The organism is Geodermatophilus sp. URMC 65, from assembly GCF_053502545.1.
Genome location: NZ_CP199954.1, coordinates 1,643,404 through 1,668,998, shown reverse-complemented (window position 1 = coordinate 1,668,998; position 25,595 = coordinate 1,643,404). Strand labels below are relative to the sequence as shown.

Sequence of the window (25,595 nt, the reverse complement as noted above, 5' to 3'; positions counted from 1 at the left end):
GACATCACGCGGCGGCACCCAGGCCGGCAAGACCACGCTGATCGAAGCAACGGCTGGGTGCGCCCAAAGCTGACAGGCAGCGACTCCCTCGAAGCTGTAGGCGGCTTCTGAGGGGGTCGCTGGGCGTGGCTATCAGCGAGACGCGAGCTTCTCAGTCACACCTCGCAGGCAACCCCGTCACCGTCGCGGTCAAGACCCGAGCGGAAGCCGGGCTGTCCTCGATGGAGCGGAGCCGCTCCTGCAGCGCGGACGGCGTCGCAGTTGTCGTAGTACGGCGCGGGCGGGGCCGGGGGCGGGGGAGCAACGGGGGTGACTGCAGTGCTCCGGGCGGAGGCGCTACCGGTGCCGACCGCGTTCTTGGCGGCCACGGTGAAGGTGTAGGCGGTGCCGTTGGTCAGCCCGGTCACCGTCAGGCTCCGCGCCGTGGCGCTGGCGGTGGTGGTCTTGATCAGCGTGGTGCCCTTGTAGGTGCGGATGACGTAGCCGGTGATGGTCGAGCCGCCGGTATTGGTGGGGGCGGCCCAGCGGACGGTGGCCGAGGCGTCGCCGCGCCACGGAGTCCAGATCGCCGGCGCCCCGGGACGGGTGGCGGGGGTGACTGCTGTGCTGCGGGCCGAGGCGGCACCGGTGCCCACGGCGTTGGTCGCGGCCACGGTGAAGGTGTAGGCGGTGCCGTTGGTCAGCCCGGTCACCGTCAGGCTCCGCGCCGTGGCGCTGGCGGTGGTGGTCTTGACCAGGGTGGTGCCGCGGTAGGTGCGGATCGTGTAGCCGGTGATGGTCGAGCCGCCGGTATTGGTGGGGGCGGCCCAGCGGACGGTGGCCGAGGCGTCGCCGCGCCACGGAGTCCAGATCGCCGGCGCCCCGGGACGGGTGGCGGGGGTGACTGCTGTGCTGCGGGCCGAGGCGGCACCGGTGCCCACGGCGTTGGTCGCGGCCACGGTGAAGGTGTAGGCGGTGCCGTTGGTCAGCCCGGTCACCGTCAGGCTCCGCGCCGTGGCGCTGGCGGTGGTGGTCTTGACCAGGGTGGTGCCGCGGTAGGTGCGGATCGTGTAGCCGGTGATGGTCGAGCCGCCGGTATTGGTGGGGGCGGCCCAGCGGACGGTGGCCGAGGCGTCGCCGCGCCACGGGGTCCAGATCGCCGGCGCCGCCGGGGTCGTCGCGGAGCTGCCGGCGTTGACGGTGAGGGTCTTGGGGAAGCCGGCAGGCGGCCCGAAGCTGCCGTGGTTGCCGGCGGTGTCGCTCAACGGGAAGAGCGAGGCGGACCACGTGCCGGGTGCTGCACCCTGGGGGATGGTGATGGTGCGGGTGTAGGTGCCGTCCTGGGCGGTACCAGAGGTCCGGGTCATGACGCCGAAACCGGCGGACTGGCTGGTGCTGTCGCTGCCGAACGAGATCGTGGGCGCCTCGGCTCCGGTGGCGTCGGTGATTCGTGCGGTGACGGTGATCGAGGCAGGCCCGTTGCTGATGTCGACGGTCTGCGGGGTGAAGTCGAACGCCACCAACTCAGGCGGCGCGGTATCCGGATCACTCGCCGCGTGCGCGACCGACAGCCCACTTAGCGGGACCTGGACTAGACCAGGAGCGATGATCAACGTGGCGATGAGCCCCGCACGGACACGTCGAGCAGACATGACCGCAATCCTGGGGACTCGGTGCTGCGTCAATGTGGAAGTGAATTGCTGAACTTCTACGACACTATTGGCACTGCGAGGCTGCTGACTTGACTTTGGTCCCAACCATCACGTAGAGCGCATCAGCATCTCTGTCTCAAGCAACGGGGGATCCGGTTTGGGGCAGCGAGGCCTCCGGCGGCCGTCTGGCAGCGTCACACGCAGGACCGCGGCGTCCAGCGGTCGTGAACCGCCCCGGCGAGTCCGGAGGCTCTGGTGTGCCCCCTGTTTCCCGGAGCCGGGGTACTGGATTCTGAGGCCTCCCGAGTTCCGGGGAGGGCCGCATGGGGCGGCGTGGATATCCGGCGGAGTTCCGCCGCAAGGTGCTGGATCTGGTGGAGTCCGGTCGTCCGGTCGCCGACGTGGCCAAGGAGCTGGGCATCAGTGACCAGACGATCTACATCTGGCGCCGGCAAGACCGCCTCGATAAGGGCCGGGAACCGGGGCTGACCTCCGCAGAGAAGTCCGAGCTGGCGGCCGCCAAGCAGCGGGTCGCCGCCCTGGAGGCCGAGCTGGCCGTGCACCGGCGGGCCTCGGAGCTGCTGGGGAAGGTGGTGCCCCCACAAGGCGGTTCGAGGCCATCGCCGTGATGGCGGGCGAAGGACTCTCGGTCCAGCTGGCCGCCCGCGTACTGCAGGTCTCGGCGTCGGGCTACTACGAGTGGAAGACTCGCGCGCCCTCGGCCCGCAGCATCCGCTACGCGCTGCTGACCGACGCCATCCGTGAGGTCCACACCGTCTCTCGAGGCACCTACGGCTTCCGGCGAGTGCACGCCGAGCTCACTCTCGGTCGCGGCCTGGTCGTCGCGCACGGAACCGTCGAGCTGCTGATGGCCCGGGCGGAGCTCCAGGGCGTCACCGGCCGGCCGAGGTGGGTGCGCGCCCGCCCCGACGTGGTCGCCATGGATCCGGTCGACCGGCGCTTTGCTCGCGCGGCGCCCAATCAGCTGTGGGTCACCGACATCACCGAGCACCGCACCGTCGAGGGCAAGGTCTACTGCGCCGTCGTGCTCGACGCTCACTCGCGGCGAGTGGTGGGCTGGTCGATCGACTCCTCACCGACCGCGGCGCTGGTGACCAACGCCCCGGCATGGCGATCGAGTTCCGTAAGCCACCGGCAGGAGCGATCATCCACTCCGACCGCGGGGTGCAGTTCGGCTCCTGGGCGTTCACCGACCGCGCCAAGGCAAGCGGGCTGGTGCCCTCGATGGGCAGCATCGGCGACTGCTACGACAACTCGATGATCGAGTCCTTCTGGTCCCGGATGCAGGGCACGGGTGATGATCAATGAGTTGCTCCCGGAGACAACGAGGTTCCACCTGACGCGGGCGAGGTGAGGGTCTGTGGCCGGATGGACTGCTCTTGTGGCCGACGGCACCGGGTATCGCCTACGGCCCGTGATGGGTGTACGCCTGGTGCGTGAGCGGTCGGGGGACCGATTTCTTCATCAGTCACGCCGGGCGGGACACCGGGTGGGCGGAGTGGCTGGCCTGGCAGCTGCAGCAGGCCGGCTACACCGTTGAGTTGGACGTATGGGACTGGACGCCGGGTGAGGATTTCGTGGCCCGGATGTCCGCGGCGCTGGAGTCCGCGGACCGGCTGCTGACGGTGTGCACCGAGGCCTACTTCTCGTCTGCGTTCGGCGGTGCGGAGCTGCGGGCGGCGTTCGCCGGGTCCGCGGCGGCCGCGGGGCGGATCGTGCCGGTCCTGGTCGAGCCGGTGCGCTTGCCGCCGTTGTACGCGCCGCTGATCCACCTGGACCTGACCGGCCTGGACGAGGCCGCGGCGGCGGCCCGGCTGCGGGCCCGGCTGGCTGGCGGCCGGCCGACGAGCGCACCGCCATTCCCCCGTGCGGGACCGGCGCCGACGGGCAAGCCGGGGTTCGCCGGCGCGCTGCCGGCGGTGTGGCGGGTGCCGCCCCGCAATCCGCGGTTCACCGGCCGGGATGGCCTGCTCGCCGAACTACGCCGGCGGCTGCACGCCGGGGAGGGCACGCTGGTGGTGCAGGCCCTGTACGGGCTGGGCGGGGTGGGCAAGACCCAGCTGGCGACCGAGTACGCGCACCGCTTCGCCGCCGACTACGACCTGGTGTGGTGGATCGACGCCGAACAGCCGGTGCTCATCCCCGAGCAGCTCGCCTCCCTCGCCGCCCGGCTCGACCTGCCATCCGGCCCGACGGTGGCCGCCACCGTCGATCGGCTGCTCGCCGAGTTGCGCGGCCGGGACCGGTGGCTGCTGGTCTTCGACAACGCCGAACGGCCGGCCGACATCGCCGACTACCGGCCCGGCGGGGCCGGGCACGTGCTCATCACTTCCCGCTCTCCCGGCTGGGGGGCACTGGGCGGCCGGCTGGAGGTGGACGTGCTGGCCCGGGTCGAGACGGTGGCGCTGCTGCGCGCCCGCATTCCGGCCCTGGATGAGGAGCTGGCCGACCAGCTCGCCGCCGAGCTCGGTGACCTGCCGCTGGCCGCCGCGCAGGCCGCCGGCTACCTGGAGCAGACCGACCTGCCACCCGTGGACTACCTGCGCCGCTTCCGCGCCCACCGGGCGACCCTGCTCACCCGCGGTGAGGTGGTGGGCTACTCCGGGCGGGTCGACACCGCCTGGGCGCTGTCGCTGGAGCGGCTGCGTTGTGAGGATCCGGCCGCGGTGCAGCTGCTGGAGCTGGCCGCTTTCCTGGCGCCGGAGCCCATTCCGCTGTCCCTAGTCAGCGAGCAGGCTGAGCTGTTGGCTGAGCCGCTGCGCACCGTCGCCGCCGATCCCGACGCCCTCGCCGACACCGTCGGCGCGCTGGTCGGCTATTCCTTGGCCCGCCGCTCCGCCGGCGGCTTCCAGCTGCACCGGCTGGTGCAGGCGGTGATCCGCACCCAGCTGTCCCCCGACCGGCAGCAGGCCACCGCCGAGCAGGTGGTGGCGCTGCTGGCCACCGCAGCCGCCGGCGATCCGGAGGACCCGGTCAGCTGGGCTGGCTACGCCCAGCTCGCTGCGCACGTGTTGGCCACAGCCCCCCTGGGTGATCAGTCTTCCGCCGGCCGGCACCTGGTCCTGGACACCCTCCGCTATCTGCAGGTTCACGGCGACAGCTCCGGCGGCCGGGCCGTCGGCGAGGAGTTGCTCGACCGCTGGCGCGAGGTCCTCGGCCCTGACCATCCCGACACCCTGACCGTCGGGAGCGGGCTCACCTTTGCGCTGGTTTTTGCGGGCGAGACGGAGCCGGCTCGCGCCCTGGGCCGAGACACCCTGCAGCGCTGCCGCCGGATGCTGGGTCCGGACCATCCGACCACCCTGCTGGCGGCGGCCGGGCTGACCCTGGCCCTAGTCCAGGGGGAGGCGGAGGCGGCCCGCGCCCTGGGTCAGGACACCCTGCAGCGGAGCCGCCGGGTGTTCGGCCCCGACCACGCCACCACACTGTGGGCGGCGGCTGCCCTCACCGCCGCTCTGGTTCGAGGGGGGGCTGCGGAGGCGGTCCGCGCCCTGGGTCAGGACACCCTGCAGCGGAGCCGCCGGGTGTTCGGCCCCGACCACGCCACCACGCTGTCGGCCGCGGCTGCGCTGACTCTCGCCCTGGTCGGGCTGGGGGAGGCGGAGCCGGCTCGCGCCCTGGGCGAGGACACCCTGCAGCGCTGCCGCCGGGTGTTCGGCCCTAATTACTTCCTCACCCTGGGGGCGGCGGGCGCCCTGGCCCTGGCCCTGGCCCAGTTGGGCGAGGCGGAGCCAGCTCGCGCTCTGGGCGAGGACACCCTGCAGCGCAGCCGCCGGGTGCTGGGCCCGGACCACTGGTTCACCCTGGGAGCGGCGACCGGCTTGGCCCTCGCCCTGGCCCAGTTGGGCGAGGCGGAGCCAGCTCGCGCTCTGGGTGAGGACACCCTGCGGCGCAGCCGTCGGGTGTTCGGCCCGGACCATGCCACCACCCTGTGGGCGGCGGCCGCCCTCACCTCTGCCCTGGTTCAGCTCGGTGAGGCGGTGCAGGCCCGCGCTCTGGGCGAGGACACGCTGCAGCGCTGCCGCCGGGTGCTCGGCCCGGACCGCCCAACCACCTTGATAGCGGCGAGCGCCCTGACCGGCGCCCTAACCGCAATGGGCGAGGAGGGACCGGCTCGCGCCCTGGGTCAGGACACGCTGCGGCGCTGCCTCCGGGTGCTAGGCCCCGATCACCCGATCACGCTGTACGTGACCCAGGCCGGCAGCAGCGGTCGCCCCACGCTGGGTGGCGATGTCACCGCGGACGACCCGAGTCGGCCGCTGTGAACGTCTCTTCCCCCATCGGGGACCTGGAGCCTCGTGCCATAAAGATCCTGCGGGGCCGAGCAGGGTCAGCTCGCCGAGGTGGATGAGGCTGGTAAGGGTGCGGGACCGTTCAGTGAGTTCCGTCCCACCGCGGTGGGACAGCGCTGCCGGAGCATCGACGTACAGCCCCCGCAGTCCTTGAACGAGCTGATCGAGGTCGAGCGCGCCCTGTCCTAGGGGACCGACCGAGCCACAGAGCTGAGCTACGCCGTCGCCAGCGCACATGAAACGGAGAACCGCCGGGCTACGCCCAACCCTATTGACGCCTTGCGAGCGGTCCCACGGGTCCGAAACCGGGGTCCACGCGCAGTTACCTATGCCTAGCCGCACAGATGTCGCTGCTCGCATGCCTGTGCGCGGCAGTCCCGGCCCGGGAGTGGGTGATCACCTGCGAGGAGGTCTTCGAACGCCCAAAGACAAGGACAATGCACAGGAGGAACGCGAGCCAGCCCGATGTGCGGGAAGTGCGCCCGTAGCGATCGTGCTTCGTTCGGTCCGGCCGCCCCGTAGACCTCGGCGCATCGGTCGCGTGAGCTTGCGACCTCCATACACGGAGTGCCGGTCGTACCCTAGTGACTGACACGTCAGGCCACGAGGAATGACGCGACGTGCCAGTCGGACACGGGGGACGGCGCCATGGCGACTGGGTCAGGACACGGAGCGCCAATTCCGAACGTCGCAGAAGTCGCGCAGGCGCGGGCCTCCATCTGGACCGTCATTTTTGCTCTACTTGCTTTGTTTGTGTCGTCGGCTGCCCTCATCCTCCAGATCTTCGCAACACGAGAGCAGCTCCGAGTTAACGATGAACTGCGCGCCGAAAAGCGGACTGAGTACGCAATGCGAGTATCGTGGTGGCGATAAGGCGGTGCCGATATTCTGCGACTCCAGAATAGGTCGCCCGTGCCAATCACTGACGTAGTCGTTCGATACAAGGCGATGTACGAGAGCTCACCACCGCAGGAAGGCCCCGAAACTCTCTAGGACGATGTGGAAGTCCACGGACCGCCAGTGATCACTGTGGGGACGATTCCCCCGTGCACCATTTTCACGGTTGATCTCTCGGAGGTTGGATCCTTCCTTGTCCGCGAAGGTGAGGGCGATTCGGAGGTTGACGAAATAACGGACGCCACGTGGGACCACCTGGAATTTGCGGATGTCCACGTAGACTGGCGCGTGAACCTGGGTGAACCGCCGACGACTCTATCGCCAGAGGATAAGCAGGTTGGCATCGAAGGCGACTATTGGCTGGATGAAGGTGTCGTTGCCGAGCAAGCGAGCGACTGCGGTACGGGGTGACGGGAGCTGCAAAACCCCAAAGTCCCAAGGGCGCCGATCTCCCGTCGAGCCGACCAAGCCGTTGTTCTTCAGCGTCCAGACGAACGCGCTAGAGCGGAACTGGCCGCCGCGGGCAGCCCCGGCTGTGCGAGCTGAACTCGATGACCGGAAAGGTGATCCGGTCCTCCAAGGCCAGCGCGACTCGCTACAAGCGGTCCCGTCCCGGCGAGCTGGTGCACATGAACGTCAAGAAGCTGGGCCGCCTCCGGAGGCGGCGGGCGCTGGCGCGCGCACGGCCGCGCCGCCGACAGCACCAGCCGCGACCGGGCCACCCGCATCGGCTACGACTACGTCCACTCCCTGGTCGACGACTACTCGCGGCCGGCCTACTCCGAGGTGCTGCCCAATGAGAAGGGCGCCACCTGCGCGGGATTCTCACCCGCGCGGCGGCCTACTTCGCCGCCTACGGCTTCGACCGCATCGAGCGGGTGATGACCGACAACGCCTGGGCCTACCGGTACTCCTTGCGCGGCGTGTGCGCCTCGCTCGGGGCGCGGCAGAAGTTCATCCGCCCGCACTGCCCCTGGCCGCACGGCAAGGTCGAGCGCCTCAACCGCGGCCTGGTCACCGAGTGGGCCTACCGGCAGGTCTGCACCAGCAACGCCGAGCGCACCGCCGCGCTTGCTCCCTGGACCGAGCACTACAACACCAAACGCCGCCGCAGCGCACTCGGCGGGCTACCGCCGATTAGCCGCCTGGCGCCAACCTGATGGCCGGTACATCTAGCTGCCGCTAGATCGATGGCCAGGCGGTTCGATAGCCATCGAGAGTCACTGCTAACCCAGCATCTCGGCCGCCCTTGATGAATGGGTTAACAGCTACCAATGCCTACCGTCACCGCCCAAGCATTTACTGTAGAGCGGCACGCATGCTACCCATAGCGGTAATCCGGGCCCCCCTTCGCGGGGCCCACTGCCGTTCCTGGGGGTGACGTGTTGGTCATTGTTGGGTGGCGTTGACAATTGCACGGCGGGATGAAGGTCTACGCCGGTGCCCCGTCGGCGACTCGGCACTATGTGGAGGCCGGCCGGGGCCGGGCCGATGACTATTACCTGACCGCGGGGACCGGGATCGCGCGCCGCTACTCCGCCGGCGGCGGCCGGGTGCAGGAGTTGGCGCCCTTGGCTGGGGATGCCTATGAGGCGTGGGTGGCCGGCCTGGACCCCGACACCGGGACGGCCCGGGGTCGGCTGCGCACCGACGAGCGGGCGGTGCGGTTCGTCGAGGTGGTGGTCAACGGGCCGAAGTCGTGGTCGCTGGCCGCTGCCCTGCACCCGGACATCGCCGCCGCCTACGACGCCGCGCAGGACCGCGCCGCGACCCAGATCCTCGGCTGGCTCTCGCAGCACGCGACCACCCGGGTGGGGCCGCGCGGTGGGCAGGTGCAGGTGCCGGTGAAGGTGCTGGAGGCGGTGACGGTGCGCCACCACACCTCCCGGGCCGGGGATCCACACCGGCATCTGCACCTGCAGGTCAAACGCCCGGGTGTTCGCCGCCGGGCGATGGCGGGGATTGCACACCGTGGGCGTGCGGGACTTCCTCGCCGCGGTCAACGGGATCGGACACGCCGCGGTCGCCACCGACCCGCAGTTCCGAGCCGCACTAGCCAGCCACGGCTACACCTTGAGCGACTGGAGAAGTACTGGAGCTCGCTGACTACATCGGTCCCTTCAGCGCCCGGGCGGCGCAGATCGGACGCCACCGAGACCGCTACGAACACCAGTGGACGACCGCACACCCCGGTCAGACGCCCGGGCCGGCGCTGTGGCGCGCCTGGGATGCGCGGGCGTGGGCCGAGGGCCGCCCGGACAAGGTACGGAGCCTCCACGGTCACCCGGGATCCGCAATATTGCGGGTAAGTCCACCCGTTCGAGTGACGCGTGCCCGTCCATCCCCGTGGGTCCGGCTCCACATCGCTGGACCCGTCGACCAACCGAGAGCGGGCCGCCGCGCCCCGGAGCAATGCGAGCCGGTACACCCCCGGGTCCTGGAATGTGACTCGCAGCGCCAACACGCCCCGGTCGGCACGGTGTGGGGCCTCCCGGCTGAGCGAGTGGTCACCGCCGTCCGGGACGACGCCGAGGTCAAGGCCGACCGGTCGGGTTCTTCACCGGCGACCGCGTCGCCGTCCGGGCCACCTGCCGAGTCGGCTTCGGCTTCCCTCACCCGGCCGCCCTGGTCCGTATCCGGCTGGCCACGAGCTGGAGCTGACTGAGGATAATCAAGCCCAACATTCCTGTAGATCACGCCGCCCGGCGTGACGAGGTCAGGCGTGCCCCTGACATGACGCTGCCCCGAACAGTTCGGCCAAGCCATTGCCCCTCCCGTGGCATGCAGGGCCGCGCTTCTGCTTCAGGCTTCCCATCGGACTGCCGATGGTGCCTTCGTTGGCCCGGCTCCTTGTTCGGCGACATCGCGGCCGCGGCTTCCGGGATCAGGCCATGCTCAAAGCCGTTGCCACGATCAACCGAAGGATCGACATGCATCAAAAGATCAACCGCACCCTGGCGACCATCGCCCTCGCCCTCGGCATCGTGATCATGCTCGCCGTTATCGTGGTCGGGATCTTCGGGCTCTACGCGGCCAACGGGGTGGCCACCACGGTAGGCAACCTGGGCGAGGACACCTCGACCGTTGACCCCGTCGACCCGGTCGCCCCGGTCCAGCCGGGTGACCCCGACTACGAGCCCTTCTGCTATGAGGCAGAACTGGGCGAGGAAATCTGCGAGTGAGGACGGGCACGGCCCGCCCGGTAGGCGGAAGTGGCTGATCCAGCAGTCACTTCCGCTGGGCGGTGTGCTTCGGGTCGCCTCGACGCTGGCCGACCTCGCCGGGAGAGTGCCTCAAGGTCAAGCCCACCCTTTCCGCCCGGGGCACATCTGGGGCACAGGGGGATGAGAAATGCAGGGAACCGACGGGAGCGGTCGGGCGACGTCTTTCGAGGTCAGGGCGAAAGTTGGGGGCGGCTGCGCTGGTCAGCCGCCCCTGGGCCAATGTTCCGCTTCAACGTGTGAGTTGCATCTGCGACGCTGAACGATGACGGTGGAACTCCACTACGCGTCGATGTGCGGGGCAAGCCTACACGCTGCCGAATCGAACCCATTGGCAGTCGGATGGATAGTTAGCCCTGTGCTTGGGCTGAGAAGTGCGTGGCGACTGCCTGCAGCAGCGGGACCGATGAGCCCCCGACGGGGGCGACGAAGTGTTCACGCAGGATCTCGCCACCGAGGTCCTGTTGGTGATCGCAGCCGCGCTGGGCTCCGCTTTCGGGCGATTGCTGGACAGGGGCAAGACTGATAGAAAAAAGAAGGAGATCTCTTGGGACGAGAACTATGATGCCGGAATGGTCGCAATCCGGTCCGGCAGCGAACGCGTGGCGTAGGACGTGGGGCCGTCCTCGGTGGAGGTGCGGTCGTGCTGTGCGTCAGTAGGACGTGCAGGTGAGGTAGGCGAAGCCCTCCTGCGCGGCCTCGAAGGGGTTGAACGTGGGGTCGCCGAAGCGCGGGTCGTGCTCGACGACGAAGTACCGGGTGCTGCCGCCGGCTGCCGCGAAGATGGACGGGAAGTCGATGTTGCCTCGGCCGACGATCTCGATCCGGTTGTTCAGCGTGGGATTGAGGTCCTTGACGTGGAACAGCTGGATCCGGTTGCCGTACTCCTCGATCAGCTGGACCGGGTCCGCGCCGGCGAAGGTCGCCCAGTACAGGTCGAGCTGGAAGACGACGTTCTTCGGCTCGGTGTGCTGCATCAGGATGTCGAAGCCGGTGCGGCCGTCGCCGAGTGTGGCGAGCTCCCAGTCGTGGTTGTGGATCATCAGCGTCTGGCCAGCCGTGCGGGCCTGCTCGCCGACGGTGTCGAGGTACTGGGCGTATGCCGTCCACTGCGCCTCGGTGGTGTGGTCCCGCGGGGTGCTGCCCGAGCCGAAGTACGTGGTGCCGAGGACCCGGTTCTCCTCCAGGATCTGCGTGATGTTCACCGGGGACTCGGGCGCCCCGACGTCCACGTGTCGTCCGGAGGCCTTCAGGCCGTACCCCCGCAGCAGTGCCGCGTACTGCTCGGCGGTGGATCCGCTCAGGGTGAACGGCTCGACGGTGCGGTAGCCCATCTCGGAGAGCCGGCGCAGGACCTCCTCGTGGCGCGCCTGGATGGCGGCGTCGGAGCCGAAGCCGATGTACTCGGCGAAGGTCCACAGCTGGATGGAGACCTTGCTCGCCGGGATGCTGCGGCCGGCGCAAGCGGAGGAGCCCGGCGCCTCGGTGGACGGAGCGGCGCTCGCCGTGCCGACGAGGACGGCGAAGAGGAGCGCGGACAGGGCGGCGACGAGCACCGCCCGCAGCGTGGTGCGCAGGCTTTCCGATACCTCCATCGATACCCCTCGGGTGATGTGACGGCGCACGTCATCGCCGCAGCGCGGTCGCTGTTCGAACGGACTGTGCACGGCGGCACAGCAACGCGCTGACCGTCGTTTCCCACGAGCCGGCCCCGAGCACGGTCACCTCATCGACGACTCCTGACCGCCCCGTCGCGAGTGCCACGACCGGACCTGTACCGACCACGAACCCGGTCAGGGTCCTGGCGGACGAGCCGCTGACCAGTGCCCGTCGCGGGACCCCGAACGCCGTCCGTCTCCGTCGGGCCGTGCCGCTCGGTCCCGGCAGCGGCCCGGCACCGATGCGCCGGCTCACGGTCAGACGGTTGCGGGCACCAGCTCGTAGTCGGCGAGATCGAGTTCGGCGGTGCGCTCCCGGTAGTCCTCGACGCTGCCGGACCAGTTGTTGGTGATGCGGCCGTCCGGCGTCTTGTACCAGCTGTTGCAGTTCCCGGCGAAGGAGCTGTTCCGGAGCTCCTCCTGCAACTGCGCGTTGTAGTGCTCGAGCACCCCGGGCTTCAGGTCCAGTGCGGCACCCTTCTGCCGGGCGGCCTGCACGGCCTTGAGCACGTAGTCGAACTGGCACTCGAGCATCGCGATGATCGAGTTGTGGCCGAGGTTGGTGTTCGGGCCGTACAGGATGAAGAGGTTGGGGAACCCCGACACGGTCATCCCGAGGTAGGCCTCTGGAGCCTCCCGCCATGCGTCTCGCAGGGAGACGCCCTCGCCGCGCCGGGGCGGCCAGCTCTTCGGGGACCGGCCGATGATCTCGACGTGGCCGATGAACGACAGCGTCTCGAAGCCCGTGGCGTAGACGATCACGTCCATCTCGTGCAGCCGGCCGTCGGCCGTCCGGACCCCGGCGGCCTCGATGCGGTCGATCCGCTCGGTGACCAGTTCGACGTTGTCGCGCATGAGCGCCGGGTAGAACGTGTCGGCGATCAGCAGCCGCTTGCAGCCGATCGGGTACTTCGGCCAGAGCTTCTCCCGCAGCTCGGGGTCGGGGACCTGGGATTCCAGGTGTTGTCGGGCGAGCCGGGTGAATTCCTGTGCGACGGGGTTGTCCTCCAGCTTCATCGCCCCGATCCAGCCCTCGTGCTCCCAGTAGAACCCGTCCCGGCTCTCCTTCAGCCGGGCCGGGTCGTCCAGGAACAGCCGCCGCTCCTCTTCGGTGTAGGGGCGATCCAGCCGGGGGACGCAGTAGTTCGGCGTCCGCTGGAACACCGACAGGTGCCCGGCCACCTCGGCGACCTCGGGGATGAACTGGACGGCGCTGGCCCCGTTGCCGATGCTGGCGACCCGCTTGCCGGTCAGGTCGACGTCGTGCCGCCATCTCGCCGAGTGCCACGAGACCCCGTCGAAGTGCTCCCGGCCCTCGATGCCCTTGAAGCTGGGCCGGTTGAGCTGTCCCCACGCCGCCACGAACGCCCGGGCCCGCACCTGCTCTCCGGTGAGGGTGGTGACGAGCCAGTGTCCGCTGTCTTCCAGCCACACCGCCTCGGTCACCTCGGCGTTCAACCGGATGTGGTGGTTGAGGCCGCGTCGGGCGACCAGCCGCTCGATGTTGGCCTGGATCTCCGGCTGCAGGGCGAAGACCCGGCTCCAGTCGGGCTGCTCGTCGAAGGAGAACCAGTACAGGTGTGACTGCACGTCGCAGCTGGCGCCGGGATAGCTGTTGTCCCGCCAGGTGCCGCCGACGCGGTCCTCCTTCTCCAGGATGACGAAGGACTCCTCGCCGGCCATCTTCAGCTTCATGCCCATGCCCAGCCCGGCCAGGCCGGCTCCCAGGATGGCGACCTCGTAGACCTCGGTGTCCATGGGTTCCTCCTTCTGTGTCGCGCTCGTGCGGAGTGGGTTCACTGCTGGACGGGTGCTCTCGATCTCGGCGGTCGGCGTCGGCACCGCCGGACGGGGCGGCTGTCAGTCCTTGACGGGGTGCTCGGAGAGGAAGTCGGTGACGACGCCCACCAGGTCCTCCGGCCGTTCCAAGTGCAGGCAGTGGCTCGAGCCGGGCCCGGTGAGCAGTTCGTAACGGGCGCCGGGGATCCGGTCGGCCACCGCCTTGGACTGCCACGGTGGGGTGAGCAGGTCCTGCTCGCCCACGACGACCAGGGTGGGGGCGGTGATGCCGCCGAGCCGGTCGAGCGTGTCGTGTGCCAGGTCCGCGTCCCACTGCTCCGTGGTGACCGCCATCTGCTCCTCGTTCTGCGGGAAGAAGGGCGCCATCGGTTCCAGGAGCTGCAGGAAGTCGGGGTGGTCGAGGATCTGCGGTGAGAAGGCGAGTCCGGCGACCGCCAGCGCTGCCTCCATGTCGCGGGTCGCGTAGGGGTGCCGCAGCGCGGTGAAGATGCTGCGCTGGAAGCCGTCGCAGCGGCCCCACGTGGCGTACAGGACGGCTGTGGCGACCTGCTGCGGGCGCGCGAGCGCCATCTCCTGGGCCACCGCCGAGCCGAGCGACCAGCCGATGACGTGCGCCTTCGGGATCTCCAGGGCCTCCAGCAGGGCCGACGCGTCCTCGGCCATGGACGCCGCGGTGATGAGTCCCTCGCCGCGTTCGCTGCCGCCGAGTCCTCGGTTGTCGAAGGCGATGACCCGGTACCGCTGGGCGAGCCGCCGGACCTTCTCCGCCCACAGTCCGATCGCCCCTGAGGTCCCCATGACCAGCAGGAGCGGCTCTCCCTCCCCGGTGATCTCGTAGTGCAGGCCGACACCGGTACGGACGTGGGTGAGTGGCATGCCGTGACCATGCCCCTCGATCCCCGGCCAGGGCTTGAAGCCCCGGGTGGCCGGGTTTGAAGGAACGTGCGGGGGAGCGGCCTGCACGTCGGCTGTCCGACGGAGTAGCGGATCGGCGGCTGTCGTGACCCGCGCCACCGGACCTACTCTCTGAGAGGTCGTCGGCGTCGACGCCGGGGCGGACCCGGAGGCCCACCATGGCGCAGCAGTTGATAGCCCCCGACCAGCTGCCGGCCTGGGTGCCCGGACGGCTGACCGTCCACAACCCCGACGTCGGCTGGGACGGGCTGTCGGTCCGCGGGTACCGCTACGGGCCGTCGGACGTCGTCGTGCCACCACTGCGCGACTACACGGTCATCGCTTACCGGCGGGGCGCCACCCCGATGCGCCGGTGCGTCCACGCGACCTGGACGGCCGAGGACCTGCGCCCGGGCGATGTCTCGCTGCTCACCCGCGCCGCCGAATCCCACTGGGTGTGGCCCCAGGACATCGAGGTCGTGCACGTCTACCTGACGCAGGACGAGCTCGCCGCGACGTGTCGCCAGATGTACGAGAGGGACGTGGACGAGGTCGAGCTGCACGACACGGTCAAGGCCGACGACCCGGCGATCCACCGCACCGTCATGCAGATCGCTCAGGAAGCCGCCCAGGGCGCCGCCGGTAGCAAGCTGATGGTCGACTCACTGTCCTGCCAGCTCGCCGTGCAGCTCCTGCGGAAGCACGCGCATGTCCTCTTGCGGGGATCCGGCGGCCCTGACGGGCTCACCTTCGCGCAGGACCGTACGGTCCGCGACTACATCCAGGACCACCTCGCCGAGACCATCTCCCTGGACGACCTCGCCGCCGTCGCCGGACTGAGCCGCTTCCACTTCACCCGCAAGTTCCGCACGACGATCGGCACGACGCCTCACGCATTCGTGCTGCAGCAGCGTGTGGAACGCGCCCGCACGCTGCTGGAGCGCACCGGCACCTCCCTCCCCGACATCGCGGCGAACTGCGGCTTCGCCGATCAGCCCCACCTGACCCGCGAGTTCAAGAAGCGGATCGGCGTCACGCCGGGCCGGTACCGCAGCCGACAGCGGTGAAGGCTCGCGCGGGAGTGCGAGCGGGCGTGTGTCGGGCAGAACGGATCGAGGAGAGTTCACGGCCCGGCTTCTGACCCACCACAGCAGCAGGGGAGGGCGGCGGGTCCTTCAGGTGCACCACCAGTTCGACGCCGTCAGGGCTGGCTCGCTGCCACCGCGGCCAGGTGCCGCGCCTTGTCCTCCTCGGGCAGGACACTCGCGCGGAAGCTGTCCCGGGTCAGCCGGCGTCGATGCTCGGAGGTCGGCGGCGCGCAGGGCCCCACAGACCTTGGCTTCGCGCGGCGACCGGCAGCGGCGTATCCACCGACCGTGTGGGCGTTGCTTGCAGGCGATGCCGTCGTTGGTGCCGTCGAAGTCCTCGGCGCATCGCGGGAGTCCGGCCCGAGGAGTCGACGGCGACGCCACTACCGGCTGCGGCGCCGAACGCTGTGCCCCGGGCCGGAGCGTCGCGGCGAGATCGTGCAGCCAGGCAGCATCGGTCACCACCCCAGCGCTGGTGGCCCCGGTCCCCGGCCGGAGCCGTGGAGGATCCCGCGGCGGCGTGACCCGCGGGCGCGCAGCAGCCGCCAGTAGGAACATGGTCGTCGCTGCGATCGACGAACAGCTCCCCGGGCCGCTAGCGGGGCGGTCGGGAGGCCTGCGCTGGTGCTTCAGCCAACATCCAGTCCACAGGATCCTGCGAGCAAGGCCTGCGCTGCTGACCGCGTGCGGTCCTCGGTGCTCGGCCAGAGGTGGCGAGTAGGTCGACAGAGTGGTGGTTGCCGAGGCGTGCCCGGCATCCACCAGCGAGCCGGCAGCTCCACGAGGCCTGGTCCACCCACCTCGGCGCCTACGCCCAGATCGAGGCCGCCGACGCGCACGTCGCCTTCGTCGACTCGACCGAGCGGCTGCCCGCCCACGACACCGACATGCGCTGTTCGAGGAAGCCGGACGTGCGGGCCTGGATCGAGGCGCACGGCGAGGACGCCGACCGCAGGGCGGGGTGGTCGGTGCACCGGGTGAGGCGGTCGACGAGTGGGGAGACGGGTGCGGTCGCAGCGCTGAGTCTGCCGGCGCCCACCGGTCTACCTCCTGACCGGGACGACCGACTCATCGGGAGCAGTCATGGGCCTCATCCACATCGAGATGTTCGCGACTCTCGACCTCGTCGGGCAGGCGCCCGGCGGCCCCGAGGAGGACCCGGAGGGGTTCCCGTTCGGCGGCTGGCAGGCGCCCCTGGTGGACGAGGTCGCCGGGGCGCAGGTCATGGCCGCGTATGAGGGCACGGACGCCCTCCTGCTCGGCCGGCGGACGTACGACATCTTCGCCGCCCACTGGCCGCACCAGGAGGGCGGTGAGGACGACGAGATCGCCAGGCTCTTCAACAGCGTCCCGAAGTACGTGGCCTCCCGCGGCAGGCCCGACCTCTCGTGGGCCCGGTCCACGCAGCTCGGCCCGGACCTGGCCGGCGCGGTGCGCGAGATCCGGGACCGGCACGAACACGTCAAGGTCGTCGGGAGCCTGGACCTGGTGCAGACCCTCCTGCGCGAGAAGCTCTTCGACCGTCTCGACCTGTGGGTGCACCCGATCGTGCTCGGCGTCGGCAAGAAGGTGTTCGACGATGGCGCGGTACCCACGAACGTCGCACTCCTCGAACCGCCGGTGGCCACTCCGAAGGGCACCGTGTACCTGCGCTACGGGCTCGCCGGTGGCACGCCCGCGACGGGGGACATGAGCGCACCCGATCGCGGTGTCGGGCGCGACGACTGAAGCCAGCCGTCACCTGGCCGTCCTGACGCTCTTCGAGCCCGATGTCGAGATGGCCGTGGGCGGGCGGACCAGGAGGGCCAACTCCCTTCAGTGGGGAGGCGCTCCTGGTCAGCCCGTGCTCGACACGCCGCCGCCCTCACGAGGGACCAGGGTCAGGCTGGCGCGATCGTCGTCACCGTGCCCTTGGAACCGCGGTACTTGAGCGCCCCACCCTCGACATAGAGGACGCCGCCGCCACCAGGATTGGCCGATGGGGCGGCGATGGCATTCGCGATCGCGATGACACCCCGGCCGCCGCCGAACTGGTCTCCCGTCCGGAAGCCGACGTTCCCGCCTGCCCCGCCTGCCCCCAGCCTCTGGAACACCATGATGGGATCGAAGTCGGAGTTGTCTTCCTTGCGGCCGTTGATCTGCAACTCGTCGGACTGTACTGCGATCTCGTACTTCCCCCTCGCGGGGTGAGCGGCATCGGCTGCGCCCAACTCGACGAACTCGATGTCGGGATTCGGATCGAAGATCTTCATGGAAGCAGCGCCACCTGAATCGCTTGCTTGATCGATCCGCAGCGCCGGTTGGTTGTACTCCGCGTTCGTCGCTCTCACCTGCAGCACGGCCGATGCCGATGGGAGTTCGCCGTCGTCGGACTCCATGAGGATCGTGGCCATGAGTTCCTCCTGTTGTTCACGAGCAGGCTTGGACGGTTTTCCTCGAGTCCCTCTGCAGCGTGACGGTCACCAGGTGACGCCACACTGCGCCAGGGACGTCTCCATCTCCGGACGCTGGATCCCGTCGAACAGATCAGAGCGCTCGATCCGGCAGTAGTCGCACTCGAGCTGACGCAGATCGGCCACGAGCCGTTCGATCTCCGGGCCCGGCACTTCGGCGCCTGATCGGGTCCCGTCATTTCCTCGAGTCCACCACTCGAGCGCCGCGGCGAAGGCGATGGGGGATCCTGCAGGCGCGAACGCGAGGAGGGCGTAGGGGAGGAGGTCCATCGGTCACACCTCCCAGGATGTGTCCTGTACTGAGACAGAGCGCGTCCCAGCCCCGGGAGATACAGCCGACGGCGAGGAATCCGGGTCCGGCCTCGGGGTCCTGGCCGCTCCGCAGAGCACCTTCGGGGCTCCTCCAGCCACCGGCCGTCCTGAAGGCCATGCTGGACAGCCGGGTTGCCACTCGCTGCGGCGCTGGGCATCGGAGCTGACGCCACGCCTGAGCGCGTCGACGTCAGGGGACAAGCAGTCGACGAGACTCCCGTCCCATACCACTGACGGCCTACGCTGCCCATCGATGACAGTGCTGCTCAGCGGCCATCCCGATCGGCGTCCAACGACGACCGCGCACGCTGGGGACGTCCGCTCGACGGGCAGCGCGCCGGTGGGGGGACGACGGCTGCCTCCACCGTCGAGCGAGGCAGTCGACACCCTGAGCACGACGAGGGACTGGTCCGACGTCCCGGCCGGGCAGTGAGGTGCAGGACCGTATTGACGCCCCGATGTGTCTCCCTCACCGTCTTGTGGCAGGGCGTAGCCGACCCCGAGTGACACCCACAGCCGGGCAGACCGACCAGCGCTGCCAGACGGCCAGGACCGACCCGCCGCCGGCGGCATGAGAGTGGCCTCCGCGTCTGATCGGCGGGCGCAAACAGGGCGACCTCGACCTCGATGGTGGCCATGGAGGTTCGTGGATCCGCAGACCAGAGACGTCGTGTCCCGTTGTGCAGGAGCTGCTCGCGGCCACGTCCGGGCCGTGCCGCTCCCCGCGTCGAACCAGGAGGAGCCTCGCAGTGGCAGTCAACGCAACACCCGACGCAGGTACGCAGACCGTAGTCGTCGGTAGGGAGTTCCTCGCCGACCTGAGCGACCCGACCGCCGGCCGGGTGGCCATGGCGAGGGAGCTCGCCTCGGAGAACGTGCGGATGATCGCCGACCCCGCGCCCCTGGGTCTCGGCTGCTTCGCGCTGACGACGTTCCTGCTGAGCCTGTTCAACGCAGGTCTGCTGCCGGCGGCGGGCGAGCCGATCGTCTTCGGTGTCGCACTCGCGTACGGGGGTGCGATCCAGGTGCTCGCCGGCATGTGGGAGTTCCGGAAGGGCAACGTCTTCGGCGCGACCGCTTTCACCTCCTACGGCGCCTTCTGGCTGTCGTTCTGGGCGTTCGTCACCTTCTACGCGGCCGACATCCCGGATGCCGGTGACCGGTCGACCGCGGTCGGCTGGTACCTCATCGGCTGGGGCATCTTCACGGTGATCATGTGGGTCGCCTCCCTGCGCACCACCGCGGTGCTGGCCGTGCTCTTCACGCTCCTCGCCGCGACCTTCTTCCTCCTCGGGTTCGGAGACGTGGCGCAGAACGAGAGCGTGGTGAGGGTCGGCGGCTATCTGGGCCTCCTCACCGCCGCCGTCGCCTGGTACGCGTGCCTCGCGGGGGTCAGTGCGTCCACCTTCGGACGCACGGTGCTGCCCAATCCGCCGCTGTACAAGCTGTGACCCCGTCCGCTGTGGGTGCTGTGGCGACCGGCGTCCTCCACGGCTGAGCAGGACCTGGCGGCCGAGACCGCTGCGCTCCTGCCGGCGGCCGTGCGGGCGCCGTTCTGCACGGCCCTGGCCACACCGGGCGCCGCGGTCGACGACGGGCCCGGGCATCCACCGCGCGCGGCCGGCGTTCCGCTCGATCTGGCCCCACGACCCTCGTGCCGGCCGTGCTCGCCGGCCGCTGGCATGCCCGAGGCCGTCGCGGAGCGCCTCGCCCGCGCTCGTGGGCTGCGACACGTGCAGGGCCTTCGTCCGTCGTCCTCCGTTCGAGGGCTGGAGCGACGAGCCGGGACGCCGCTGTGGCGGGGAGCGCGATGCGGACTGCGCGTGTCCGCCGCGCCGTCCGTCGGCCTGTCGGGCCCTGCGTGTCGGGGACCGACCCTGGTCGACGTCCGGGCGACGCGGGCAGAGTGCGCCTCGCGGATGCGGAACGGCTCGTCCTCGGTGAGCGACGCCGCCGGGAGGACCCCGCCACGGACCCGCCCCGACGGGGGAGGAGGTACTCGATGTCGGACCCTGGCCCCGGCTCCCGGAACGAGCTCGACGTCGACCCGGAGGTGGCACTCGGACCCGGCGTGGGCGGCCCCGAGCGCCTGCCCGAGCCGATCGTGGACCCGGAGCACCCGGACTACGTCGAGCCGGCGTCGCATGCGGTGCCCGCACCGGAGGACGCCGGCCGGTGACCATCCAGATCGGGGGCTACCAGGGGGCGCGGAGCTGCACCGGGGGCCCGACGCAGGGCGCGCGCAACCTGATGTCGTGGTGGCTCGGTGCCTACGGGAACCGGGGCGCGACGAACCTCGGCATCTACAACTGCCGTCCGGTGGGTGGCGGATCCGTACTGAGCGTCCATGCCGAGGGGCGGGCCGCCGACCTGGGGACCCCGGTCGGGAACAACTGGTCCTGGGGGGTGATGGACACCCTCCGCCTCAACTCGTACGAACTCGGTCTCCAGTGCGTCATCCACAACCGGAGCATCTGGTCGTCGATGGCGCCGGACTGGCGCCCGTACTCCGGGTCCTCGCCGCACCTCGACCACGGGCACGTCGAGGTGATGTGGTGGGCTGCCAACGGCGGGCTGACCGTGGATCGGCTCAACCAGGTCATGGCGGGCGGCACACCGCCGCCTCCACCCCCGCCGCCCATGCCGGTGCTGCGGCTGGGGAGCCAGGGGGACGCGGTGCGAAGACTCCAGGAGACGCTCAACCGCTGGTATCCGAGCCTCCCGCCACTCGTGGTCGACGGCGACTTCGGTCCGAGGACGGACGCTCGGGTGCGGTACTTCCAAGGGCGCTCCGGGTTGGTGGCCGATGGCATCGTCGGGCCTGCGACCTGGCGGGCCCTGGGGTTCTAGGTCGTCCTGAGTGGTCCGGCGGGACCGGGTCGTCGGCGCCGTGCGGCCCGCTGCGCCGGCCCGCCACCACGTGCGCCCCTCCGGACCGTCTCGCCCCTGTGGTCTGCTCACCCCCTTCCTCTCCCGCCACGGATCAGCGACGGAGACGGCGTGACCGCACCCACCACGCACCCCCAGCGAACCGTCCAGGTCGGCGACATCTCCGTCGCGGTCCAGGAGTACGGCGAGGGCGAACCGCTGCTGATCATCAACGGGACGACCCAGTCCCTGGGTTTCTGGGCCGAGAGCGCGCCGGTCCTGGCCGGCCGCCACCGCGTGGTCACCTACGACCTGCGCGGCATGGGCGGGTCGGCGCGAGGGTCGGGGGAGATCAGCGTCGCCTCGCTGGCGGCGGACGCCCGGGGGCTGCTCGAGGCGCTGGACATCGAGCGGGCACAGGTCCTGGGTTACTCCCTGGGCAGCGCCATCGCGCAGGAACTCGCGCTGGCCGCTCCGGAGCGGGTGGCCTCCCTCGTCCTCTACTGCACCTGGGCCCGCACCGACGGCTTCCGGCGCGCGGTCATCACGGGGCTCGCGCACCCGTGGCGCACCGGTGACATCGAGGCCGCGCTCACGGCCCTCGGCATCGCCTTCTCACCGCAGCTGCTCGACAGCCCCGACTTCGGCGAGCTCATCCAGCAGCTGCTGCCGCTGTTCCCGAACACCGAGCAGCAGGTCCGGACCACCGTGGAGCAGTGGGACGCCGACCTGGCCCACGACACGCTCGACCGGCTCGGTGGCATCACCGCGCCCACCCTCGTCATCGCCGGCGAGCAGGACCTGCTCACCCCGCCGTGGCACGGCCGGCAGGTGGCCGAGTCGATCCCCGGGGCGAAGCTGCACGTGTTCACCGGCCCGGGCTCCAGCCACGCCCTCGGCGTCGAGCGCGCCGAGGAGTTCCTGCCCCTGGTGCAGGACTTCCTCGCCGAGCACCGGCTCTCCTGACCGACGCCTGGACCATCCGTCCAGCGCGCCTCGGCGACCCCGTCGAGGGGCGTCGCGAGGACGCGACCCGTCCACGCCCAGAGAGCCGCCCCACGGGTCGCTGCGGTTCCGCAACCGCTCCTGGGGCACCCCAGTCGGACGGCAATGTGACTTAAGTCACTTCCCGGACACTGGAGGTCCCCCCCATGACGACGACCACCGAAGCGGCACCCGTCCAGGAGCCGCGCAGCGACAGTTCCGAGCCCCAGCACGTCGACGTCCTCATCGTCGGGGCAGGGGTCTCCGGGATCGGCGCCGCGCACCACCTCCAGGAACAGTTCCCCGACCGGTCGTCGTCATCCTGGACGCCCAGGACAACCACGGTGGCACCTGGTGGACCCACCGGTACCCGGGCGTGCGCTCCGACAGCGACCTGTTCACCTACGGCTACCGGTTCAAGCCCTGGCGCGGACCGTCGATCGCCGCGGGGGAGGAGATGCTCGACTACCTCGACGAGGTCATCGAGGAGGACGACCTCGGCCGGCACATCAGCTACCACCACCGCGTCACCGCGTCACCGCGGCCAGCTGGTCGACCGAGGACCGCCGGTGGACCGTCGAGGTCACCCGCGGCGACACCGGCGAACAGCTGTAGTTCACCACCGACTTCCTGTGGATGTGCCAGGGCTACTACAACCACGAGAAGCCCTACCAGCCGCAGTGGGAGGGCCTGGACCGGTTCCAGGGGCTGGTCATCCACCCGCAGCAGTGGCCCCAGGACCTCGACCTCGCCGGCAAGCGCGTCGTCGTCATCGGCTCCGGGTCCACGGCCGCCACGCTGATCCCGGCGATCGCGCAGGAGGCCGAGCACGTGACGATGCTGCAGCGCTCGCCCTCCTACTTCCTCGCCCCGCCCCTGACGCACGAGCTGGCCGTGACGCTGCGCCAGCTGGACATCCCCGAGGACTGGACGCACGAGATCCTCCGCCGTGCCTACGCCGCCCGGTTCAACGAGCTGGCGCGGATGTCGCTCGAGGCACCCGACGAGCTGCACACGTTCCTCATGGACTCCCTGAGACCGCTGCTGCCCGAGGGCTTCGACATCGAGAAGCACTTCACGCCTCGCTACCGCCCGTGGCAGCAACGCATCGCGATCGTCCCGGAGGGCGACCTGTTCGCGGCACCGCGCGAGGGGAAGGCCTCGATCGTCACCGACACCATCGACACGTTCACCGAGAAGGGGATCCGGGTCGGCTCCGGCGAGGAGCTCGAGGCCGACGTCGTCGTCAGCGCCACCGGGTTCAACCTGTCCGCCTTCGGCGACGTCGCCTTCACCGTGGACGGCGAGCCGGTCGAGTTCCCCGAACGGGTCACCTGGCGCGGCATCATGATCACCGGAGTGCCGAACATGGCCTACGTGTTCGGCTACTTCCGGCACAGCTGGACGCTGCGCGCAGACCTCGTCAGCGACCTGGTCTGCCGCTTGTTCGAGACCATGGAGACGAAGGGCGCCACCATGGTCGTCCCGACGCTGCGGCCGGAGGACGCCGACATGCAGATCCGGCCGTGGTCGGACCCGGAGAACTTCAACGCCGGGTACGTGATGCGCTCGCAGCACGTCCTGTTCAAGCAGGGCGACCGGGAGCCGTGGACCCACATGCTGGAACACGCGGAGGAGGCGGAGCTGCTGCCCAAGGCCGACCTCGAGGACGGGACGCTCGTCTACCGCTGAGCCCGGCTGTCACAGGGGCGGGCGGCTGGAGGACAGCCGCCCGCCCCGGCCGATCCGACGCAGCGGTCGGCACTCGCAGTGGCCGGTACGGCTGTGCCGTGGTCAGGCCCGTCCGGCGGGACCGTCGTCCGACTTGGCCGGCGGGACCAGCGGGTCGGGCACGGGAGTGTCCGCTCCACGGGGGCCGCCCGTGCCGGACACCGGCGGGGGTGGCGTGACCACGACGTCGGTCTCGGCGACGGCGACCGTCTCGACGTCGACGGTGCCAGTGCCAGTGCCAGTGCCGGCGCCGGTGCCCTGCCGGTCGGACCCGCGCCCGGACAGCTTGTCGATGCTGCCCTGCAGGGGAGCCGGCGCGGCGGCCCTGACCTGCTCCACGGCCTGCTGGACCTCCGGCCGCTCCATGACGCCGGCCGCGGCCTGCTTGATCTGCTCGTACCGGGCTCGCCCGGCGCGCGCGCCGAGCACGTAGCCGACACCGAAACCGAGCCCCAACGACAACCTGCCCATGACTCTCCTCCAGCCCTTCTCCAGTCGTTCCTCGGTCGCGGCGATCGCCTCGGGTACCGCCTCGACTGCCGCGCCCACCGTGAGCACGGCGTGCAGGACCGTCGACCCGGCACGACCGGCGCCGGTGGCCACCCTCGGCACGGCTGCCGCGACCGCCAAGGTGGCCGCATCGGTCGCCCGCAGGGCCGAGTCCGTCCTCGCGCGGGCAGCTCGCCAGGCCGCCTGTCCGGTCGTGGTCAGCAGCGGCGCGAGCCGCGTCACAGCGGCGTCGGTGTAGGTCCTGGCCGCCGTCGACGCCTCGCGGGCGCGCTGCGCGGCACCGATGGCAGCGCGGCCGACCACCTGAGCACCGGCGGAGGCGCCTCCCTGCGCCAGGCGGCTCGAGGCCTCCAGTGCCGGTCCGGCCGCCGCTGCGACCTGCACGGCCCGAGCGCGGACGGCGGATGTGCGGGCGAGGGCACGCTGCACGACCGACCTCGGCGGGGGAGTCCGGCGCCACGGCAGGCGCACCGACCCGAGGGACGACCCGCGGCGCAGGCGTGCCGCCGCGACGACGGCTGCTGCCAGGCCCGCGAGCAGGGCCACTGCGGATGCCACTGCGCGACCGCGCCGCCCGGCGCCGCTCGCGGCGTGCTGACCGACGGCCGCGTCGGGTGCGGCCCTGGTCGGCTCGGCGTCCGTCGGCTGGGACACGGGGGCCTCGACCTCGGTCGGCTCGGACCGGGCCGACTCGGACGCGGGGGCCTGCACCTCCGTCGCCTCGACCCCGGTCGCCTCGGCCTCGGCCGGCAGGACGCTGTCCGAGGTGGCCGTCGAGTAGTCGATCCCGTAGTGGCGGTAGAGCTCCGCCTCCTGGTCCCGGGACAGCTCACGTGCGGGACCGAACCGTGGCGCGCCGTCGGCGTCGGCAGCGGTGACCGTGACCTGCACCCGGTTCCCGCTGCCGGTCGCGTCGAGGAGCGGGACCACGACGGTCACCTCGTCGCGTTCGGCGTACATCCACTCCGGCAGTCCGGTCGCCTCGTCAGCCAACAGGGCGGCGCACACCCCGATCTCGGCGCCGTCGCGGTCGACCACCGTCCGGCCGATCCAGTCCCTCGCCGCGTCCCGATCCGGCAGTGTCATGGTTGCCCCCTGTCGTGAGCGACCGGGCCGCCACGTCGACGGCCGTCGCCCGCAGCTACCCAGCAGGTGGCGCGGCAACCCGTCCTGTCGGTCGGACCCGGGCACCGGCCCGGCCGGTCGGGCCGCCAGGGGGCCCAGGAGCGGCGTCG

Annotated in this window: 21 protein-coding genes and 3 pseudogenes; 16 read left to right on the top strand and 8 right to left on the bottom strand. The window is 70.6% G+C overall.

The genetic code is table 11. The annotated features are described in order from the left end of the window. Positions 1-155 precede the first annotated feature (155 nt). Complete coding sequence (locus ACWIX7_RS08085) at positions 156-1,499, bottom strand: fibronectin type III domain-containing protein (protein ID WP_448621030.1); 1,344 nt, start codon at positions 1,497-1,499, stop codon at positions 156-158. A 455-nt stretch (positions 1,500-1,954) separates the two neighbouring features. Here ACWIX7_RS08085 and ACWIX7_RS08080 point away from each other — a divergent pair, with 455 nt between their 5' ends. The 9 genes and pseudogenes from ACWIX7_RS08080 (at position 1,955) to ACWIX7_RS08040 (ending at position 10,673) form a co-directional block, all read left to right on the top strand. Then, positions 1,955-2,260, top strand: a complete 306-nt coding sequence (locus tag ACWIX7_RS08080) for a transposase (RefSeq protein WP_448621029.1) — start codon at positions 1,955-1,957, stop codon at positions 2,258-2,260. Continuing rightward, a pseudogene (locus ACWIX7_RS08075) lies at positions 2,260-2,739 on the top strand (IS3 family transposase); the annotation flags it as partial. The gene ACWIX7_RS08080 and the pseudogene ACWIX7_RS08075, both read left to right, overlap by 1 nt. 20 nt (positions 2,740-2,759) lie before the next feature. Next, on the top strand, positions 2,760-2,960 hold the full coding sequence (locus tag ACWIX7_RS08070; RefSeq protein WP_448622213.1) for a hypothetical protein: 201 nt from the start codon (positions 2,760-2,762) through the stop codon (positions 2,958-2,960). Between the two features lie 128 nt (positions 2,961-3,088). Further along, positions 3,089-5,917: an FxSxx-COOH system tetratricopeptide repeat protein gene (gene fxsT, locus ACWIX7_RS08065; RefSeq protein ID WP_448621028.1), complete on the top strand. Its 2,829-nt coding sequence runs from the start codon at positions 3,089-3,091 to the stop codon at positions 5,915-5,917. A gap of 1,047 nt (positions 5,918-6,964) precedes the next feature. After that, positions 6,965-7,252 (top strand): hypothetical protein, encoded by a 288-nt coding sequence (locus ACWIX7_RS08060; RefSeq protein WP_448621027.1) that lies wholly within the window; start codon positions 6,965-6,967, stop codon positions 7,250-7,252. A 104-nt stretch (positions 7,253-7,356) separates the two neighbouring features. Beyond that, positions 7,357-8,001: pseudogene (locus ACWIX7_RS08055) on the top strand (integrase core domain-containing protein); the annotation flags it as partial. A 264-nt stretch (positions 8,002-8,265) separates the two neighbouring features. Beyond that, positions 8,266-9,107 (top strand): annotated as a pseudogene (mobF, locus tag ACWIX7_RS08050) (MobF family relaxase); the annotation flags it as partial. Positions 9,108-9,732: 625 nt separating this feature from the next. Further along, positions 9,733-10,023, top strand: a complete 291-nt coding sequence (locus tag ACWIX7_RS08045) for a hypothetical protein (protein ID WP_448621026.1) — start codon at positions 9,733-9,735, stop codon at positions 10,021-10,023. A gap of 470 nt (positions 10,024-10,493) precedes the next feature. Further along, entirely contained in the window at positions 10,494-10,673 is a 180-nt protein-coding gene (locus ACWIX7_RS08040) for a hypothetical protein (RefSeq protein WP_448621025.1), read from the top strand. A gap of 42 nt (positions 10,674-10,715) precedes the next feature. Here ACWIX7_RS08040 and ACWIX7_RS08035 read toward each other — a convergent pair whose 3' ends face one another. From ACWIX7_RS08035 to ACWIX7_RS08025, 3 genes are all read right to left on the bottom strand, one after another. After that, positions 10,716-11,657, bottom strand: coding sequence for a sugar phosphate isomerase/epimerase family protein (locus tag ACWIX7_RS08035; protein ID WP_448621024.1), 942 nt, complete (start codon positions 11,655-11,657; stop codon positions 10,716-10,718). Between the two features lie 321 nt (positions 11,658-11,978). Then, the gene (locus ACWIX7_RS08030; protein WP_448621023.1) at positions 11,979-13,478 is read right to left on the bottom strand and encodes a flavin-containing monooxygenase; all 1,500 of its coding nucleotides are present in this window, start codon (positions 13,476-13,478) and stop codon (positions 11,979-11,981) included. Positions 13,479-13,580: 102 nt separating this feature from the next. Next, positions 13,581-14,396 carry an alpha/beta fold hydrolase gene (locus ACWIX7_RS08025; protein ID WP_448621022.1) on the bottom strand — a complete coding sequence of 272 codons (816 nt, stop codon included), beginning with the start codon at positions 14,394-14,396 and terminating at the stop codon, positions 13,581-13,583. A gap of 197 nt (positions 14,397-14,593) precedes the next feature. Here ACWIX7_RS08025 and ACWIX7_RS08020 point away from each other — a divergent pair, with 197 nt between their 5' ends. Continuing rightward, positions 14,594-15,481, top strand: a complete 888-nt coding sequence (locus ACWIX7_RS08020; RefSeq protein WP_448621021.1) for a helix-turn-helix domain-containing protein — start codon at positions 14,594-14,596, stop codon at positions 15,479-15,481. A gap of 829 nt (positions 15,482-16,310) precedes the next feature. Here ACWIX7_RS08020 and ACWIX7_RS08015 read toward each other — a convergent pair. Then, positions 16,311-16,541: a hypothetical protein gene (locus tag ACWIX7_RS08015; RefSeq protein ID WP_448621020.1), complete on the bottom strand. Its 231-nt coding sequence runs from the start codon at positions 16,539-16,541 to the stop codon at positions 16,311-16,313. A 44-nt stretch (positions 16,542-16,585) separates the two neighbouring features. On the opposite strand from ACWIX7_RS08015, the gene ACWIX7_RS08010 reads away from it, so the two are divergent. After that, complete coding sequence (locus tag ACWIX7_RS08010) at positions 16,586-17,230, top strand: dihydrofolate reductase family protein (RefSeq protein ID WP_448621019.1); 645 nt, start codon at positions 16,586-16,588, stop codon at positions 17,228-17,230. A gap of 152 nt (positions 17,231-17,382) precedes the next feature. On the opposite strand, the gene ACWIX7_RS08005 is transcribed toward ACWIX7_RS08010, so the two are convergent. Both ACWIX7_RS08005 and ACWIX7_RS08000 read right to left on the bottom strand, forming a co-directional pair. Beyond that, the gene (locus ACWIX7_RS08005; protein ID WP_448621018.1) at positions 17,383-17,895 is read right to left on the bottom strand and encodes a hypothetical protein; all 513 of its coding nucleotides are present in this window, start codon (positions 17,893-17,895) and stop codon (positions 17,383-17,385) included. 66 nt (positions 17,896-17,961) lie between these two features. Then, the gene (locus ACWIX7_RS08000) at positions 17,962-18,225 is read right to left on the bottom strand and encodes a hypothetical protein (protein WP_448621017.1); all 264 of its coding nucleotides are present in this window, start codon (positions 18,223-18,225) and stop codon (positions 17,962-17,964) included. Between the two features lie 791 nt (positions 18,226-19,016). Between ACWIX7_RS08000 and ACWIX7_RS07995 the strand changes: the two genes are divergently transcribed. The 5 genes from ACWIX7_RS07995 (at position 19,017) to ACWIX7_RS07975 (ending at position 23,811) form a co-directional block, all read left to right on the top strand. Next, positions 19,017-19,718 (top strand): acetate uptake transporter, encoded by a 702-nt coding sequence (locus ACWIX7_RS07995; protein WP_448621016.1) that lies wholly within the window; start codon positions 19,017-19,019, stop codon positions 19,716-19,718. Between the two features lie 551 nt (positions 19,719-20,269). After that, entirely contained in the window at positions 20,270-20,446 is a 177-nt protein-coding gene (locus ACWIX7_RS07990) for a hypothetical protein (RefSeq protein ID WP_448621015.1), read from the top strand. Then, positions 20,443-21,117: a peptidoglycan-binding domain-containing protein gene (locus ACWIX7_RS07985; protein WP_448621014.1), complete on the top strand. Its 675-nt coding sequence runs from the start codon at positions 20,443-20,445 to the stop codon at positions 21,115-21,117. The genes ACWIX7_RS07990 and ACWIX7_RS07985 overlap by 4 nt, the downstream gene beginning before the upstream one ends. Before the next feature lie 150 nt (positions 21,118-21,267). Then, positions 21,268-22,101, top strand: coding sequence for an alpha/beta fold hydrolase (locus tag ACWIX7_RS07980; protein WP_448621013.1), 834 nt, complete (start codon positions 21,268-21,270; stop codon positions 22,099-22,101). A gap of 654 nt (positions 22,102-22,755) precedes the next feature. Continuing rightward, complete coding sequence (locus ACWIX7_RS07975) at positions 22,756-23,811, top strand: flavin-containing monooxygenase (RefSeq protein ID WP_448621012.1); 1,056 nt, start codon at positions 22,756-22,758, stop codon at positions 23,809-23,811. Positions 23,812-23,913: 102 nt separating this feature from the next. On the opposite strand, the gene ACWIX7_RS07970 is transcribed toward ACWIX7_RS07975, so the two are convergent. Continuing rightward, positions 23,914-25,446 carry a hypothetical protein gene (locus ACWIX7_RS07970; protein WP_448621011.1) on the bottom strand — a complete coding sequence of 511 codons (1,533 nt, stop codon included), beginning with the start codon at positions 25,444-25,446 and terminating at the stop codon, positions 23,914-23,916. Between the last annotated feature and the right edge of the window lie 149 nt (positions 25,447-25,595).